Raw genomic sequence first — 16009 nt, 5'->3', positions numbered from 1 at the left:
ATGAACATCGACCGGAACCGCTACTATGAAAAAATGACTGCAACGCCCGCGTCGCGTCTTGTGCTTTCGCTCGGTTTTCCGACGACGGTCAGCATGCTCGTCACCAATATCTACAACGTGGCCGATACGTTTTTCGTAGGCCTCGTCGGTACGAGCGCATCCGCCGCGGTCGGCGTCGTATTCGGTTTGCAGGCTATCTTTCAAGCGGTCGGTTTTATGCACGGTCACGGCGCGGGCAGCAATATCGCGCGGCACCTCGGAAAAAAGGAAGTCGACGAAGCTTCCGTCTATGCCTCTACGAGTTTTTTTCTCGCACTGGCGGCGGGACTGCTTTTTATCGCCCTCGGTTTTTTGTGCATCGATCCGCTGTGCCGCCTTTTCGGAAGTACCGATACGATTTTGCCCTATGCGCGCGAATACGCATTTTGGATTTTCCTTGCGGCTCCCGCGATGACGGTCGGCTGTGTGACGAACAATATTTTGCGTTATGAGGGCAGGGCGGCTCTTGCGATGATCGGTCTTGTCAGCGGCGGGATTATCAACATCTTTCTCGACTGGCTTATGGTGTGCGTATTTCACAGAGGCGTTTCGGGTGCGGGTTTTGCGACGATGATAAGTCAATATATCTCCGTCGTTATTTTGCTATCCATGTTTTTGAGCGGAAAGACGCAGAGCCGCCTTTCGATAAAAGCGCTTTTGAAAACGTCGCGCGAAATCTGTTTCGACATTTGGAGAGTCGGCTCTCCGAGTTTGACGCGGCAGGGACTGCACAGCGTTTCCGCTATGGTACTCAACAACTGCGCGGCCGTGTGGGGAGATGCGGCGGTCGCCGCTATGGCGATCGTCGGAAAACTTTCCAATTTTTTATTTTGTGTAGCCGTCGGCATCGGGCAGGGATTTCAGCCCGTATCCGCGTTCAACTACGGAGCCGGAAAATACAGCCGCGTGCGCACTGCCTTTTTTACCGCCGCCGTTATGGGAACGATTTTTTTGTCCGCGTTCGGCCTTGCAGCTTTTATATTCGCACCCGAGCTTGTTCGCGCTATGCGGGACGATGAAAAAGTCGTTTCGATCGGCGCCTTTGCGCTCCGTGCCGCATGCGCTTCTCTTCCGTTTGTGCCTCTGTCGATCGTCGGTGAAATGCTTTTTCAGTCGACGGGCTTTGCGGGAAAAGCACTCCTTATATCTTCGCTTCGAAGCGGCGTCCTCTTCGTTCCGATCGTTATCGTTTGCTCCTGGACGATGGAATTGTTCGGTCTTGAAATATCGCAGAGCGCGGCGAACGTGCTTGCGTGTTTTTTATCGCTTCCGGTTATCGTACGGTTTTTAAAACGACTTCCCGAAGATGAGGAGTAAGAGAACGCAAGCGAACCGAAATGTATCGGTGCAGGCGAATGAGAGCAAGATGTAAAAATGCGGCAGGCGTTGTTACCGTGCGCCGATAAAACCAAGCGGGGCTGTCTCAAAAATCGCTTACTTTTTCGACAGCCCCATTATTAAGATTCGATTCGAGTTTTTTTACCCGAAATTTTCCATCCGTTTTACTTGCCGCTCAAGTTATGATCAGTGGAAAATATTGATAATTCCGCCTAAGACGATACCGACCAGACAGAAGTCCGCGTCGCTGAACGTCGTACTGACAAAGCCGAGATTTCCGAGCAGCGGCATGAGTATGATCGGCAGGAATGTGATCAACAGGCCGTGAATGAACGAACCAAAAAAGCAGCCCCTGCGTCCGCCGGTCGCGTTGCCGAAAACGCCGGCCGAAGCGCCGCAGAAAAAGTGGGGAACGACGCCCGGGATGATGATCGGCAGTTTAAACACGATGCACAACAGCATTCCCAAAACACCGCCCAAAAAGCTCGACAAAAATCCGATGAGGACCGCGTTCGGTGCATAGGGGAATACGACGGGGCAGTCCAGAGCAGGTTTTGCATTCGGTACGAGTTTTTGCGAAATACCGGTAAATGCCGGAACGATTTCTCCGAGTATTAAGCGGACGCCCGACAAAACGATATATACGCCGCCTGCAAAAGTGATGGATTGCAAAATCGAAAATACGATAAAGTTTTGTCCTCCGCTTTCATTGGTCTGTACGTATTCGGGGCCTGCGACGATGGCCGAGATGATGAAGATAAGTCCCATCGTTACGGAAATCGCAACGGGCGTATCGCGGAAAAATCCGAGCCATTTGGGAAATTGAATTTCTTCGGTCGATTTCGAACCTTTACCGACGAGTTTGCCGATATATGCGGACGTCATATAGCCGAAGATACCGAAGTGTCCGAATGCGATATCGTTCGTTCCGGTGATTTTCCGCATAACGGGCTGCGCCCACGCGGGGAAAACGGCCATGACAAAACCCAAAATCAACGAGCCGACTAAGATAAGCAGCCAGCCGCTTAATCCGCCGACGGAAAGGATGACGGCGATCAGGATGGCCATGTAAATGGTATGATGTCCCGTTAAGAATATGTATTTCAGCGGCGTAAAGCGGGCGATGAGAATATTTACCACCATGCCGAAAAACATGATGAGCGCCATTTCGGAACCCATCGACTTTTGCGCGATGGACACGATGGCTTCATTGTTCGGAACGATTCCTTGTATATGGAAGCCGTACTGAAACATACCCGAAAAATGGCCTAAGGCGCCGACAATCACCGATGCACCGGCTCCAAGCACCAAAAATCCCAAAATACTTTTGATAAAGCCTTTTACGCATTCCGACGCATCTTTTTTTTGGATCAATAAGCCGATCAAAGCTACCAATCCGACGAGCACGGCGGGAACGCTCAATACGTCATTCATCAAAAAACGAAAAAATCCCATCTTTTCCTCCTACGGAGAGATTTTACGGCGGCACTGCAATGAGCGGGAGTTATAACCGGCGGCGGCGCCGTATCGCCGATTATAACTCTTCCGATCGGCAATTCAGATAACCTTCATCTCTTTGAGCTTTTCGACGAGTTTGCTTTTCATATATTCTTTGTCGATCATATTGTCCAAAGAGATTATCTCGCCTTTAAATCCGATAAATTGATTGGTGATATCGCGGGTACCCATATAGATATCCGCCTGCATACCTTTTGCGGAGCTTAAATCGGTGTGCTCAACTTCAATATCCGAAAGCCCCAATTCTTTCAAAATATTTTTTATGTTGATTTCCATCATAAAGCTGCTGCCCAAACCGCTTCCGCATACCACGAGAATTTTCATTCTTCCTCCCATAAAGCCAATTAAACGGCGAGATAAAAACGCCGGCAGTCTTTTTGCCGTTTTTTATCATCCTCATATTATTATCATATATACGATACACCGGAATTGCAAATTTCGCAATCTTTTTCTATACGAGATACGACAGATAGCTTTCTCCCGCTTCGGGCTTTTCTGCCGAAAAGAATTCCGCTGCCGTCGCGGCGGTATCCGCCATCGTTTTTCTGACGCCGATATTGACCGCGCGCACACCTTGCTTGTATATCAAAAGCGGGACGTATTCCCGCGTGTGCTGCGAATGTCCGATCGTCGGGTCGTTTCCGTGGTCTGCCGTTACGACGAGTATATCGTCTTCGTTCAACAGGCGGATGATTTTTCCGATATAGCCGTCGACGATACCGAGAACTTCGGCGTAGCGTTCGGGATTTTGCGCGTGTCCTGCGAGGTCGGTTTCCTGCACGTTGACGCAGATAAAACCGTGATCGCATAAGGATATCCGCTCCATCGTTACATCCAAAATCGTTTTCGTGTCGACGAGGTTCAAAAAACTTTTTCCCGAAGCGTTGGCTACGATATCGGCAACTTTACCGATGAGTATGCACGGAATATTTTTTTTGCCGAGCAAAAACGGCAGCTGCACTTCCGGCACGACGCCGTACCCCAAATGGCGCACCATATAGCCTTCTTCGTACACGAGCGATTTCGGCGCATCGATGCCGATATACTTTCCTTCCCGTTCCGTTTCCGCAGCGAGGATCGATTCCGTCGTCGCCTTCGTTCCGCCGAACACGATAACCCGTTCGACTTCGACGACGCTCCGCACGATCTGTGCGATTTCCAATTCTTTTTCAAACGATATATTTCGGAAGCTCGTCGTCACATTGTATACTTGTCCGGGATCCGTTTCGAGGTTATCGGCGACGGCGACGCAGTCGTCTACCCATAAATATTCGGCATTTTGTTTTCGGCGTACAACCGAATGCCCTGCAGCTTTTAAAGCCGCTTCCACTTGATCGATGTAAAACGAAAACGGCTTCATAAGCGGTTTTTGCGTGCGCGTACCCATGATCTCCTGATGTCCCAAAAAGGTATCGCCGCCGTAATGCTGCAGTCTCGATTTCCCGAATACCGCCTCTCCATTCATCTTCATCTTTTTGTAATCGCAGCCGAGCGCATTCATTAAACCGAGCCGCTCGAAATGCGGTAAGTACAGATCGGGAACGCTGTCCAAAATATGACGGCACGTATTAGCCCCGTAATCGCGCGGCCGCACTTGCAGCACGTCGTCCATATAGCCGACCCCGTAACTGTCTATCACTAAAACGATAAATCGCGCCATTATCAATCACCTTCTTTTTTTATACCCTGTCCCGTATACACGCCGATAATCGACGGAGCATCGCTTTGAATGCCCTCAACCAAAACGATATCCGATCTCGTGACGAACATCTGCGTGCGAAAACACGCGAGCACCGTCTTTCCGATACTTTGCCGCGAAGGCGTTTCCAAATAGTAATCGATGTTTCCTGCGGGAAATGCCGATACGTTTTGTAGGGCGAGTGTGCCGTCTCCGTCTTCGATGAGCGCATGCTCAAAGTGCCCGCGCGGATAAAACCCGCCGCCGTAAAAATACGATTTGTTTTTAAATGTATGGGAGATTTCCGATACGTATACGTATGCCGGTATTTCCGCCGAATCGTCGTACACGTTAAACGGCGTCGTACCCGTCAGCGCGTGTCCCGGCTCTCCGTGCGTACCGCCCGATTCTTTTATCAGCGGTACGGTTCGCACGCTCGTCACGGACGGCATATTCATCTGTTCGATCGGTATGCCGAATCGCGATTCGATATAGGTTTTTGCTTCCGTCAAATCTTCGATGTTTTTCGTCCGTTCGACGCTTTGCGTCCGCTCATCGTATAAAAAACACGGAAACGACGTTAAGCCTGAGAGCTTTACCCCTTTGTACGTTTGTATTTTTTTTATTAATTCTTCCAGTTCGCTCACAGTACATCCCGCTTCCTGTCCAGCGTATATATTCGATCTTTTTCCGACGATGCGGAGCATGATATTTTGTATTCGATGCGCTTGAAGCGCGGCATCGGAAATTTCTTTCGCTTTTTCTGCGGAATAGACCGTAATCGCTTCCGGGGCATAGTTTACGATATCGTTTACCGCAGCTTTCGGTATCTGCACGAGGTGACCGACGTGTCCGAGTTTTACGCCGTACTTCATCATCGTTTCCGCTTCTTTAAAATCGACTGTGACGCAGCCGTCGTAGCCCAGCGCTTCCAGTTTTTGCGCTATATACGGATTTCGCCCGATCTGCTTTGTCATATAGTAGAGGCGTACGCCGCATCGCTTCGCTTCATCCGCAATACGGCGCGCATTTTGCAAAAGCATATCGACATCGATGACATACGAATCGGGCAAAATTCTGCAATCTTTATGCAGCTTGTATGCCGCGCGTACGAGTTTTTGATTTCGCCGTATGAGTGTTTGTAAAAACATAGCCTTATAAAAACCTTTAATCCGCCGTCGCAGCTTTATACGCTTCGTCTAAAATCCGAATGATCGTTTGCGCTCCGCTGCGGTTCGGATTTATCCTGATCATCGTATTGCGCAGTTCGGGATTTTTTTTCAAAAATGTTCCCGATACCCGATAAAACAGCGGCGGCACTTCGAATTTCGATTCCGCACCCACGGGATAGGGCAGTGCACCCAATCTTTCGGCGGCGGCCAATACCTTTTGCGCGACGGGTTTGTCAAATTCGACGAGCAGTACCTTTGACTGCGCGTTTGCTAAAAGACACTGCCGTACGTACGGAAATTTTTCGCGGTCGTTCAGTTCACGCAAGAGCCTGTCGTTTTGTTCCGCCTGAATCGCAAGGGCGACCGGAGCATATACCAACGAACGCAGCGCTTCCATGCTTTCGAACCCCTGCACTTGTCCGCCGCCCGAATAGTTGTACGCGCACACCGTGTCGATGAGCGATTTTTTTCCGACGAGGCAGCCTATGCCGACGGGCCCCAATAATTTGAAAAGCGAAAACGCGGACAGATCGGCACCGCATTCGCAGCCTATTTTTTCGGTTTTCATAACCGCATAATTATCGTCTACCAGTACGACCGTCTTTTGTTTTGCGTTTTTTATCAAATCGATTACGTGCTGCAGATCGTAGGCATCGTCGAGCGTTTGGCGTGTATGCTGCACGAGACAGAGCGCGATATCGTTTTCCCGGAGTGCGCGAACGATGCTTTCATCGTCGTTGAAGTCTGCGCGTACGACGCGGAGTCCCATCGATGCGACGCTCACTTCCGTCGTCGGGTACATCGGTGCGCTGTGTACGAGGATGCAGTCCGACGGGTGCAGCGCGGACATGAGTCCCCAGCGGATCGCCTGCGTGCCCGCTCCCCGCGTCAACATACATGCTTCCGCATGGAAAAATTCGGCCAACACTTTTTCCGCAGTTTCGGTACACACGGGTTTATGTACGGCGGTATTGAGTCCCAAATCCCCTGTAGAAAGAAATTCTGAACCGCTGAAATGTTTTGTGATGATATCGACCAATGCAAATTGTTTTTCCATCGCGCCGCGCAGGCTGACGGATTCGAGCGGATATGCGCGCATCAGTGTTTGTCCTCTGTCTGTCCGTAAAATTTTTTCGGATTTTCTTTTAATATTTTTTCTATCGAACTCGTTTTGAATCCCGCACCGAGCAGATTTTTAATAAACGTGTCGAAAAGATAGCAATAGCCTATGCCGCCTTTGTGTTCCATATTCGACTTCCGCGTGATGTCCATCGAAAAAAACATGCGGTCTATTAAATTTCTTTTTTCGATTTCCAGCAGCATGGAGATGCGGACGTCGTCCGGCATATAATTGTTTTTTCCGATCGTATCGAATTCGACGTATGCTCCCGATTCGAGTATTTTGAGTATATAGTCCATATCGCCGCTTAAATCGAGGTGTCCGATGCAAATGCGGCCGAGATCGACGTTTTGCTTTTTAAAAAGAGCGATCTGTTCCGCTCCGAGTTTTCCGAGTGTCGTGTGCGTCGTTATCGGGGTGCCCGTCTCTTTGTGCGCGATGATCGCAGCATTGAACACTTTTTTTTCGATATCGCTTATCGCATTTTCGCTTGAGCCGATTTCGCCGATGATGCTCGCTTTGATTTCCGTATCGTCGATACCCTCCGTGATTTCTTTGATCATGATACCGGCGATGTCGCGTTCGCTTTTTTCATAGATATACTCGGGCAAAAAAGGCTCTTTATAAAAGCCGGTAGCGCAGAGGATATTGATGCCCGTTTCACAGGCGACGGAAGCGACATAGCGTACGTCTCTTCCCATGCCGATATTCGTAACTTCGGTTATATTTCGTACGCCTTTTGCATAGAGCTTTTTTAATTCGGCGACCGTCTCTTCCCTGCAGTCGAGCCGGCAGTCCACATTGTTTTTTACCTTCGACAGATCGATATGAATGTGTTCGTGCATCAGCGTGTAACCGTCTGCAAGCATAAAAACTCCTGACACGGCAAGTCTTACGGCGCATCGGATACGCATAAAACTCGCCGATAAAATTATTAAATTATTTTGCGACGGGGAACAATCCTATCACGTGCAGAATGTTTACCAAAATACCCGTGCATATCGCGCCGACAGGTCCCACCGCCATCGTCGGTATCGGCTTTTTCGAATTCTGATTTAAGAAATACAAACCGATGACGAGGATGTATCCCATCGTCGGTGCTATGGCGTTTGCGGCGATCATACCGCCGACGAGGAGCGCCAAATCCAACACTTTCGACATGGCCGTCCGCGTATTGTCTCCCAAATCCTTTAATCCGGGCGATTTATCCATACCTTTTGCGATAACGTTGAGCAAGAGGATTTCGATGACCATGATCAGCGCGCCGATAAAGAAGGATCCGACCAAACCGAGTATGCCGAAGTTGATGAGCAGGAGGGCGGGGACGTGCACGGCTTTCGTTCCGGCAGGCGAATAGACGCCCGACATGATAGCGGTCGTCATGACGAGCGGGATAAAGCCGAGCATCCTTCCGAGCGCTACCATAGCGGCTTCCGTGTAATTTCCCTCTGCGGTCAAAGTCAGCGACGCGGGGCCTTCGGAAATCAAGAGCAGCGTCGTCGCAAGCGCTACGACGCCTCCGCTTATCGCAAGCAAAACGACGTTTTTACGTATGCGCGCGATATTGTCTTCAAACAGCGAAAACACTTTCGTCGCTTCTCCCGTTTTATCGGATTTGACGCGGGCGGCGACGACAAGCATCGCACAGATACCGAAGAGGAGAGCCATACCGTCCGCGTTGAGCGCGACCTTTACTCCGTTGACCGTAAACTTTCCGTAGAGAGAGGTAACGTGCTTGATGAGCATCGTCAATACGAGGACGACGGCTGCCGTTTTGACGCCCTTTTGGTAAGCGACGGCGATTGCGGGAAACACGCAAAACGAAATGATGATCAAATTTCCGACGCTGCTTAAATTGCTTGTAAAGTTGATGGGCATTTTTGCAAACAGATCCATGATCGCCTGCATACCGAAGAGCAGGAGTATGCCGTATGCGCAGCCGACCGCCGCCGACAAAATCATACCGCGTTTCGTATCGTTGAACGCCGTACCGATGATATCGCAGGCGAGCAGAATCGTATGCACGATGATGATTTTTCCCGTAATCGATGTCGGCAAACCGAATCCGATAACGAGACCGAACGACAGTGCAAAACTTGTCGCAAAGAGACTTCGTCTGTCCATCGCTTTGTTCAAGTACTGGGGCAAGAGCGGTCTCAGTCCGTCGTGAAAGACGGCGATGCTTTGATTTGCCAAGAGGGACGAAAGTCCTCCCAAAGCCGCCATGACCAAAACGGTCAATACATTGATGTGAAAAATCATTTTCTTTTTCCTCCTGAAAGATTTTATTAAGTTTTTCTAGTTTTCTTTTTTCAGTATCGCTTGTACCAAAACCGGCAGTACCCGTTCCGCGTCGGTATTGACGAAACCGAATGCTTTTTTCCCGTCGTTGACCGCTTGCGCTATCTCTTCGTCGCTTAAAATTTTACCCGGAATGCTGAGCGAAACGCACTGTCCCGCTCCGAGCAAACCTATGGCCATAGCGAGCGCCGCTCCGGCTCCGGTAGCGCATGCGCCGACATAGTAATCGTACGCATTTGTTTTGACACCCATAGCAGCTTCGATATCGCCCTTTATATCGACCGCAACCTCTTCGCCTCCGTACTGCGCGACGAGCTTTGCGATCAGCTGTTTATCCATCTGTCCGCCGACGGCGATCTTCTTTGCCATCTCAGTATGCCTCCTTATTCGTCCATAAGTATTAATAAATTGGTGATAATAAAATACCGCTCCTGCATCGGGAATTCCGTTTTGAAGATATCGCGTTCGAGTTCTTCGGCGAGCGCTTTAGCCGCATCGAAATTCTTTTCCCGTTCGATTTCTTTTATCATCGTATCGGAAACTTCGGTGATGCCTTCTCCTTTTTCGATTCTTGTGAGCGCCATCGCCAAATGCGTGACGAAGCGGCTGCCGTTTTCTTCGTTCAGCGAAATCCCGTATTTGGAATCCAAATGAGAAATCATTGTAACGATTTTTTCTTTTGTCGTCTCCGCGATGACTTTGTTTTCGGTCAGCAGCGATAATCTGTATATCAGATCTTCCATGTGATCATTCCTCTGTGTATTCCTCTATTGTTGCCGAAAGGATCGCTCTTTTGACTTTTTGTATGTTTGCCGGCGACATGCTGAAGCAGCGCAATCCCATATCGAGCAATTTTTTTGTAAAAGAAACGTCTCCCGCCATCTCTCCGCAGACGGAAACGTGTTTGCCGTATTTTTTGCCCGCCTCGATGACGTTTTGTATAAGACGCAATACGGCAGGATGCGATTCTCGGTAGAGGGCGCTTATCTTGTCGTTGCCCCTGTCCGCGGCGAGCGTGTACTGGGTCAAATCGTTCGAACCGATGCTGAAAAAATCGACGAGGGGAGCGAGCCGTTCCGCGATGAGAGCGGCAGCCGGCGTTTCGATCATGATGCCGATTTGCACGTCTTTACTGTAGGGAATGTGCCGGGCGTCCAAATCGCTTTTTATTTCCGAAACGATTTCGCAAATCCGCCGCACTTCCTCTTCTTCCGTGATCATCGGAAACATGATGTGCAGTTTTCCTTCCGTGCTTGAGCGAAAAAGCGCGCGCAGCTGCGTGTAAAAAAAATCTTTATTGTCCAAACAAAAGCGTATGCCGCGCCAGCCTAAAAACGGATTTTCCTCTTTCGGCATCGCCAGGCACGGGTACTGTTTATCTCCGCCGATATCGAAGGTTCTGATCGTCACGGGCTTTCCGTGCATCGCTTTCAAAACGGCCGCATAGATTTTGTATTGACGCTCTTCCGACGGAATGCGATCCGGATTTTCATTTAAAATAAATTCGGTGCGGAACAAACCGATGCCGTCCGCGCGTTCCTGCAAAGCCTTTTCCGCTTCCGCTTCCGAACCGATATTCGCTTCGAGTTCTATAACCGTACCGTCGAGCGTTACGGCTCTCTTTTCCGTGAGCGTCTGCAGCAAGCGCTTTTCCGCCTGCACTTCGGCGTATTTTTTTTCGTACGACCGTATCTTTTCTTCGTCCGGGTTTACGAACAGCGCTTTTCCGTCGATGATGACGGTATCGCCGTTTTCCGCTGTGTCGTAGGGGATATTCGAAAGCATCGGAATGCCGTTTGCGCGCGCGATGATGGCCGCGTGAGATGTTCTGTTGCCCGTTTCGCAGACGATCCCCAAAAGGAGCGTTTTATCCAATTCGGCCATATCGACCGGCGTGACCGCATAGGCTGCCAAAACGGACGGTTCCGTCAAGAGCGGTGCTTGTGCCGTTTCGGGATCCGTGCAAAAGAGCAGCATCGAAAACAATTCGTTGAAGTCGTCCGCCCGTGCGCGCAGGTATTCGTCTTCCAAAGCGCTCATAGCTTCGACATATTCGTCTGCGGTATGGGCGAGGGAGGCTTGCAGCGTATCGAAATCGTTTTTTATTTTTTCGATGACGTCGTTTTCGAGTTCGGGATCGTCCAAAATCGCGATATAGCTTTTTAAAATATCGACCTGCGCCTTGTCCGAATCCGCATCGGCTTTGTGCATGAGCGCTTCGAGTTTTTGCCGGACGGTATTTTTTACGTTTTGAAATTGGGCACATTCGGCGTCGATCGCATCAGCGCCTATCTTTTGCTCCGTATCCCGTTTTTTTCGGTGCGCCGATTTTACGATCCGTCCGATACACAAGCCGTCGGATAATACCGTTCCGTGCAATTCTTTATACATGCCGCGCTACTCCTTCAGTTCGGCCAGAAATTTCGTCAAAGCGTCCATCGCTTCTTTTTCGTCGTCGCCGTCGGTTTCCAGCGTGATGACGTCGTTTTGCGAAATTCCGATACGCAGCAGTTTGATAATGCTTTTCGCATTTGCGCTTTTATCGCCTTTGCGAATCGTAATCGCGCAGCCGAAAGTGTTTGCCAGCGTGATAAAATCGTTTGCCGGTCTCGTGTGTAATCCCGTCGGATTTTGAATCGTTATCTCTTGTGCAATCATGTATGCGCCTCCGCAGTTTTCAATAGGTTCAATTTCGAGTTTTTTAAAACTCGAAATTTTCCAACTGTCTCATGTATCAATGAATGGCGAGTTTGGAAAATAAATAAAATTATGCTTACGGTGAGGTTCCGGCTGCGTGCCGTTTCGAGCGTTAGGCTTACGGAAGCCTGTCTTAAAAAGCTCGACCTCGGCTAAGCGGACGGGTTCTCGCCGTAAACACAGTGTTATCAGCTGATATTTTCCAAACTCGACATTTGACCGAATATTTTTTCCAAATCGGCTTCCGTTTCCGCTTTGCGTAGAGCCGCCAATGCGTCGTCGTTGTCGAACAGCGTCATCACTTCGATGATCGCTTTTTCATTTAAGGATTGTTTGTCGGGCGCCGTAATGCACAGCAGAATGTCGACGGGATCGTTCGTTTTGTGTCCGAAGACGATCGGCTCGTGCAAACACACCAAGCTGTAGCCGAGTTTCAGAGCGCCGTTTTCAGGCCTTGCGTGCGGCATCGCGATGCCGGGGGCGATCACGAAGTAGGGACCGAAATCCCGTACCGACTGCAGTATGGCCTCGTAGTACGATGGAGAGGCGCATCCGCAGTCGATGAGCAGATCGACGCTTTTTTTTACGGCATCCTGCCATGTCGCAAACTGCGCTTTGAGCGCGAACGTTTTGTGTTGTAAAATAAAATCAGCCAGCATTTTCATACCCCCGTCGTATATTTTGCAGTATCGATTTTACCTGTTCGATGTCCGAATCTTCGAGCCTGACCGAAATGTGAGCAACAGGGACTGCAAGAGGCGCGGTTTCGATAAACGAAATAATAAAATCGATATTGTTTTCTTTTACGTATGCATCGGTTAATTTTCGGATGGAAATCGTTTCGATCGGATCCAATTCGGGGAATGCTTTGCCGAGCTTTTCTTTCAATATGCTGCTGAAGACGAGACCCGAAGCGCATACGAGTCCGGCGGAAATTTTCCGCGTATTGCGCTCGAAAAAAGGAGAGATAAAGCCGAGCATAACGCTTCCGTCTTCTTCGGAAACGGGAATGTGTAAACGCTTTTGCAGGTATTCGGCCGCAGGTTTGACGATTTTTTGCATACCGTTGTTTTTGAGAACGATATTTTCGGCAAGGCGTGATGTATTTTGCTGAATGGAAAAAAGTCCCTTGTGCCTTTTTATCAAGTGCAGTATCTGCAGGTAAACGATATATGCCGTTCTTTTCTGTTCCGCGACGCGGCCGTCCAAAGCGCCTTCGATAAACGTTATAAAATCTTCGGCGATACGTTCGTATTCTTTTTGATTCGGCAGGATATTGTTGTACGCTTCCGTGCTTTGAAATACTTCCGTCAAAACCCGTATTTCGTTGTCGCACTGAGGATTGCCGCCGATAAAAAAATCCGCATCGGAAACGGCTTGCACAATCTTCGCTTCGCTTTCATCCTTTTCGGTTCGTTCGTCCGCAGACGGCTCTATAAAAAAACCGTTTTTGCGTCGCAGTTCCGTTATGCCGATGTACAAAAACATGAGGATAAAATCGATATCGGAAAAAGAAACGCCGGTACTGCGTTCGATAGTTTCGACGATATCGAAATTATTTTTTATCGTCGTTTCGGCATCGAAAAATTCAAAGACGGCGGATGTAAATGAATACAGTTTCAATATGTTCCGCTCCGATGCCGAGCGATGAATGTAGGCGTAGAGCAGGCTCATCAATTCGTTGAAATTTACATAGAGGCAGGCGCTGTTTAGAGCTGCGAGGCGGACTGCGATTTCGCTTCCGCCGATACAGGTGCCGAAACCTCTTTTGCGGATGATTTCGCAGCCCGAGCCGGTAAGACGTGTTTCAAGTTCGGATACGATCTTTGCAGCTCCGCTTTCCGATATTTTTAAAACGTTTGCAAGGGAGGCGAGCTTTACCGCGTCTTTTTCATTGAGCAGATGGAGAAAGGCTAAAAAGCTTTTTTCCGCCGGTGAAAATTCGGGCTTGTAATTTTTTTGCGCAAAATCTGCAATGAGGTTTTTTTTCGCCTTTTCGCTGCCGCTCAGCATAAAACCTCTGCCGCGCAGTTTGGAAAGGGACAAACCGTAGGACGCCGTGCACTCCTCCAGCTGCGGCAACAGTCGGAACAGCGTGCTTTCACTGATACCCAATTTTTCCGCGATAACGATGGAAGAGATATAATCGTTCGCGTCGAATAAGATATTGATGATGGAGGCTATTCGAATATCCATACCGTAATAGTCTATCATAACTCGACTTTTCCAGTCTTGTAAAGGAAAATTAAATTTTTGTTGACAGGAAGGTTTGGCGTCATCTTTACCGTTTTCGATACCCGTATTTTCACTACCGAACTTGCCGATGTATGCCTTTATTTTTGAGATATGTAACAATTATAAAACAAATATTTATATCAATCTTGACAGTTTTTAATTATGGGATGTATACTCAATAACATACTAAAACAGGAGGTAATTGAAAAAAATGGCAAAAAAGATCGTAATCGTCGGCGGAGTCGCAGGAGGTGCTTCCGTTGCTGCCCGTGCCCGAAGGCTCGATGAAAGTGCTGAAGTGATTATGTTTGAAAAGGGGCCGAACGTTTCGTTTTCGAACTGTTCGCTGCCCTTTTTTTTGAGCCGGATCGTAAAAAAGAGTGACGATCTCGTGCTTATGTCGCCCGAACAATTTAAAAAACAATACAATATCGTCGCGAAAACGTCGCACGAAGTGCTCAAAGTAAACGCCGAGCAAAAAACCCTTAGCGTCAAGGATTTGACGAGCGGAAAAGAATTCGACGAAAGCTACGATACGCTCGTCCTTTCTCCGGGCGCGTCTCCCGTCATGCCTCGATCGATCCCCGGCATCGATCGAGGCCACGTATTTTCGGTACGCAACGTCGTCGATATCAAAAAGATCGACGATTACGTTACGGAGCATTCGGTAAGCGATATCGTCGTAGTCGGCGGCGGTTTTATCGGCATTGAAGTCGCCGAAAACTTTAAGCTTGCCGGAAAAAACGTCACGATCGTCGAAAAACTCGACCAAGTGCTCGCGCCATTCGATCACGATATGGCACAGATTTTGCACAAAGAAATGTACGATAAGGGCGTTGCTCTCGTCCTCGGCGACGGCATCAAAGAAATCGGCGAAAAAGACATTACGACCGAAAGCGGCAAAAAGATCGCTGCAGGGGCGGTCATCATGGCGCTCGGCGTACGGCCTGAAACCGAACTTGCAAAATCTGCAGGCGTCGCGCTCGGTGCGACGGGCGGCATCCTCGTCGATCACAATTACCGCACGAACGTCCCCGACATCTACGCCGTAGGCGATGCGGTCGAAGTGACGCACTTTATCACAAATAAAAAAACGCGCCTCACGCTCGCAGGTCCCGCCCAAAGAGAAGCGAGAGCGGCCGCCGACGATATGTACCGCATTCCGCACCGCAACACCGGCGTCATCGGTTCGTCGGTTATCCGCTGCTTCGATTTCAATGCGGCGTGCACCGGCTTAAACGAAAAGGCGTGTAAAGATGCGGGAATCGATTACGATTACGTGTACGTCATCCCCGGCGATAAAGTCTCTCTTATGCCGAATGCGAATCCGCTCTTTTTCAAATTGATTTTCGAAAAACCGTCGGGAGCGATCATCGGCGCACAGGCGATCGGAAAAGGTGCGGTCGATAAGCGCATCGATGTCATCGCGACTTGCATTATGCTGCACGGAACGCTCGAAGATTTGAAAGAGCTCGAATTGTGTTACTCGCCGATGTTCGGCACCGCAAAAGACATCGTCAATCACGCGGCGCTTGTCGGTCTCAACATATTGAACGGAGTGTTTAAACAAGTACCCGTTACGAAAGTGCGCGAACTCGTTGAAGCGAATGCGTACATCGTCGATGTGCGAGAGCCGAAAGAATATGCAGCGGGACACATCGTAAACGCGGTCAACATCCCCCTCAGCGCACTGCGAGAGCGCATGAACGAAATACCGAAAGACAAACCCGTGTACTTGCACTGCCGTTCGAGCCAGAGAAGCTATAACGCAATCTGCGCGCTGCAGGGCAGCGGCTGGAAAAACGTGTACAATATCATGGGCTCTTTTCTCGGCGTGAGCGAATACGAATACTTTACCGATAAAGTGCAAAACAGAAAGCCCATCGTCACAGCTTATAATTTCAATTAAAT

15 protein-coding genes are annotated in these 16009 nt (G+C 49.3%); 2 read left to right on the top strand and 13 right to left on the bottom strand.

From position 1 onward, the window contains the following. The gene (locus tag JSQ97_RS06980) at positions 1 to 1356 is read left to right on the top strand and encodes an MATE family efflux transporter (RefSeq protein WP_205075395.1); all 1356 of its coding nucleotides are present in this window, start codon (positions 1 to 3) and stop codon (positions 1354 to 1356) included. 207 nt (positions 1357 to 1563) lie between these two features. On the opposite strand, the gene ulaA is transcribed toward JSQ97_RS06980, so the two are convergent. The 13 genes from ulaA to JSQ97_RS06915 all read right to left on the bottom strand — a co-directional run bounded on the left by ulaA (position 1564) and on the right by JSQ97_RS06915 (position 14059). Beyond that, positions 1564 to 2832, bottom strand: coding sequence for a PTS ascorbate transporter subunit IIC (gene ulaA, locus JSQ97_RS06975; RefSeq protein ID WP_205075394.1), 1269 nt, complete (start codon positions 2830 to 2832; stop codon positions 1564 to 1566). A gap of 102 nt (positions 2833 to 2934) precedes the next feature. Next, on the bottom strand, positions 2935 to 3219 hold the full coding sequence (locus tag JSQ97_RS06970) for a PTS sugar transporter subunit IIB (protein ID WP_021495724.1): 285 nt from the start codon (positions 3217 to 3219) through the stop codon (positions 2935 to 2937). 127 nt (positions 3220 to 3346) lie between these two features. Next, positions 3347 to 4555 carry a phosphopentomutase gene (locus JSQ97_RS06965; protein WP_205075393.1) on the bottom strand — a complete coding sequence of 403 codons (1209 nt, stop codon included), beginning with the start codon at positions 4553 to 4555 and terminating at the stop codon, positions 3347 to 3349. Positions 4556 to 4557: 2 nt separating this feature from the next. After that, positions 4558 to 5724: a YhfX family PLP-dependent enzyme gene (locus JSQ97_RS06960; protein WP_205075392.1), complete on the bottom strand. Its 1167-nt coding sequence runs from the start codon at positions 5722 to 5724 to the stop codon at positions 4558 to 4560. Positions 5725 to 5740: 16 nt separating this feature from the next. Further along, the gene (locus JSQ97_RS06955; RefSeq protein ID WP_205075391.1) at positions 5741 to 6844 is read right to left on the bottom strand and encodes an aminotransferase class V-fold PLP-dependent enzyme; all 1104 of its coding nucleotides are present in this window, start codon (positions 6842 to 6844) and stop codon (positions 5741 to 5743) included. After that, positions 6844 to 7734 carry a phosphotriesterase family protein gene (locus tag JSQ97_RS06950; protein WP_205075390.1) on the bottom strand — a complete coding sequence of 297 codons (891 nt, stop codon included), beginning with the start codon at positions 7732 to 7734 and terminating at the stop codon, positions 6844 to 6846. The genes JSQ97_RS06955 and JSQ97_RS06950 overlap by 1 nt, the downstream gene beginning before the upstream one ends. A 70-nt stretch (positions 7735 to 7804) precedes the next feature. Beyond that, positions 7805 to 9127, bottom strand: a complete 1323-nt coding sequence (locus JSQ97_RS06945) for a YhfT family protein (RefSeq protein ID WP_205075389.1) — start codon at positions 9125 to 9127, stop codon at positions 7805 to 7807. Between the two features lie 36 nt (positions 9128 to 9163). Continuing rightward, complete coding sequence (locus JSQ97_RS06940) at positions 9164 to 9535, bottom strand: DUF2620 family protein (RefSeq protein WP_205075388.1); 372 nt, start codon at positions 9533 to 9535, stop codon at positions 9164 to 9166. Positions 9536 to 9549: 14 nt separating this feature from the next. Beyond that, complete coding sequence (locus JSQ97_RS06935) at positions 9550 to 9909, bottom strand: PRD domain-containing protein (RefSeq protein WP_205075387.1); 360 nt, start codon at positions 9907 to 9909, stop codon at positions 9550 to 9552. A 4-nt stretch (positions 9910 to 9913) separates the two neighbouring features. Beyond that, the gene (gene ptsP / locus JSQ97_RS06930; protein WP_205075386.1) at positions 9914 to 11557 is read right to left on the bottom strand and encodes a phosphoenolpyruvate--protein phosphotransferase; all 1644 of its coding nucleotides are present in this window, start codon (positions 11555 to 11557) and stop codon (positions 9914 to 9916) included. Positions 11558 to 11563: 6 nt separating this feature from the next. Further along, positions 11564 to 11824 carry an HPr family phosphocarrier protein gene (locus tag JSQ97_RS06925; RefSeq protein WP_021329861.1) on the bottom strand — a complete coding sequence of 87 codons (261 nt, stop codon included), beginning with the start codon at positions 11822 to 11824 and terminating at the stop codon, positions 11564 to 11566. A 227-nt stretch (positions 11825 to 12051) separates the two neighbouring features. Then, positions 12052 to 12528, bottom strand: coding sequence for a PTS sugar transporter subunit IIA (locus tag JSQ97_RS06920; RefSeq protein WP_239447015.1), 477 nt, complete (start codon positions 12526 to 12528; stop codon positions 12052 to 12054). Further along, positions 12512 to 14059, bottom strand: coding sequence for a BglG family transcription antiterminator (locus tag JSQ97_RS06915; protein ID WP_205075385.1), 1548 nt, complete (start codon positions 14057 to 14059; stop codon positions 12512 to 12514). Before JSQ97_RS06915 ends, JSQ97_RS06920 begins: the two co-directional genes overlap by 17 nt. Before the next feature lie 250 nt (positions 14060 to 14309). On the opposite strand from JSQ97_RS06915, the gene JSQ97_RS06910 reads away from it, so the two are divergent. After that, complete coding sequence (locus JSQ97_RS06910) at positions 14310 to 16007, top strand: FAD-dependent oxidoreductase (protein ID WP_205075384.1); 1698 nt, start codon at positions 14310 to 14312, stop codon at positions 16005 to 16007. The last annotated feature ends 2 nt before the right edge of the window (positions 16008 to 16009 follow it).

This window comes from Treponema sp. Marseille-Q4523, from assembly GCF_016901105.1.
Lineage (GTDB): Bacteria > Spirochaetota > Spirochaetia > Treponematales > Treponemataceae > Treponema_D.
Note: the sequence above shows the minus strand (reverse complement) of the source record. Positions and strands in the feature narration are given on the sequence as shown.

Bases quoted from the DNA above. Each gene is read 5' to 3' on its own strand.
- JSQ97_RS06965 (WP_205075393.1), bottom strand. From the start codon at position 4,555: ATGGCGCGATTTATCGTTTTAGTGATAGACAGTTACGGGGTCGGCTAT.
- JSQ97_RS06960 (WP_205075392.1), bottom strand. From the start codon at position 5,724: ATGTTTTTACAAACACTCATACGGCGAAATCAAAAACTCGTACGCGCG.
- JSQ97_RS06955 (WP_205075391.1), bottom strand. From the start codon at position 6,844: ATGCGCGCATATCCGCTCGAATCCGTCAGCCTGCGCGGCGCGATGGAA.
- JSQ97_RS06915 (WP_205075385.1), bottom strand. From the start codon at position 14,059: ATGGATATTCGAATAGCCTCCATCATCAATATCTTATTCGACGCGAAC.
- JSQ97_RS06920 (WP_239447015.1), bottom strand. From the start codon at position 12,528: ATGAAAATGCTGGCTGATTTTATTTTACAACACAAAACGTTCGCGCTC.
- JSQ97_RS06970 (WP_021495724.1), bottom strand. From the start codon at position 3,219: ATGAAAATTCTCGTGGTATGCGGAAGCGGTTTGGGCAGCAGCTTTATG.
- JSQ97_RS06945 (WP_205075389.1), bottom strand. From the start codon at position 9,127: ATGATTTTTCACATCAATGTATTGACCGTTTTGGTCATGGCGGCTTTG.
- JSQ97_RS06940 (WP_205075388.1), bottom strand. From the start codon at position 9,535: ATGGCAAAGAAGATCGCCGTCGGCGGACAGATGGATAAACAGCTGATC.
- ulaA (WP_205075394.1), bottom strand. From the start codon at position 2,832: ATGGGATTTTTTCGTTTTTTGATGAATGACGTATTGAGCGTTCCCGCC.
- JSQ97_RS06925 (WP_021329861.1), bottom strand. From the start codon at position 11,824: ATGATTGCACAAGAGATAACGATTCAAAATCCGACGGGATTACACACG.
- JSQ97_RS06935 (WP_205075387.1), bottom strand. From the start codon at position 9,909: ATGGAAGATCTGATATACAGATTATCGCTGCTGACCGAAAACAAAGTC.
- JSQ97_RS06980 (WP_205075395.1), top strand. From the start codon at position 1: ATGAACATCGACCGGAACCGCTACTATGAAAAAATGACTGCAACGCCC.
- ptsP (WP_205075386.1), bottom strand. From the start codon at position 11,557: ATGTATAAAGAATTGCACGGAACGGTATTATCCGACGGCTTGTGTATC.
- JSQ97_RS06910 (WP_205075384.1), top strand. From the start codon at position 14,310: ATGGCAAAAAAGATCGTAATCGTCGGCGGAGTCGCAGGAGGTGCTTCC.
- JSQ97_RS06950 (WP_205075390.1), bottom strand. From the start codon at position 7,734: ATGCTTGCAGACGGTTACACGCTGATGCACGAACACATTCATATCGAT.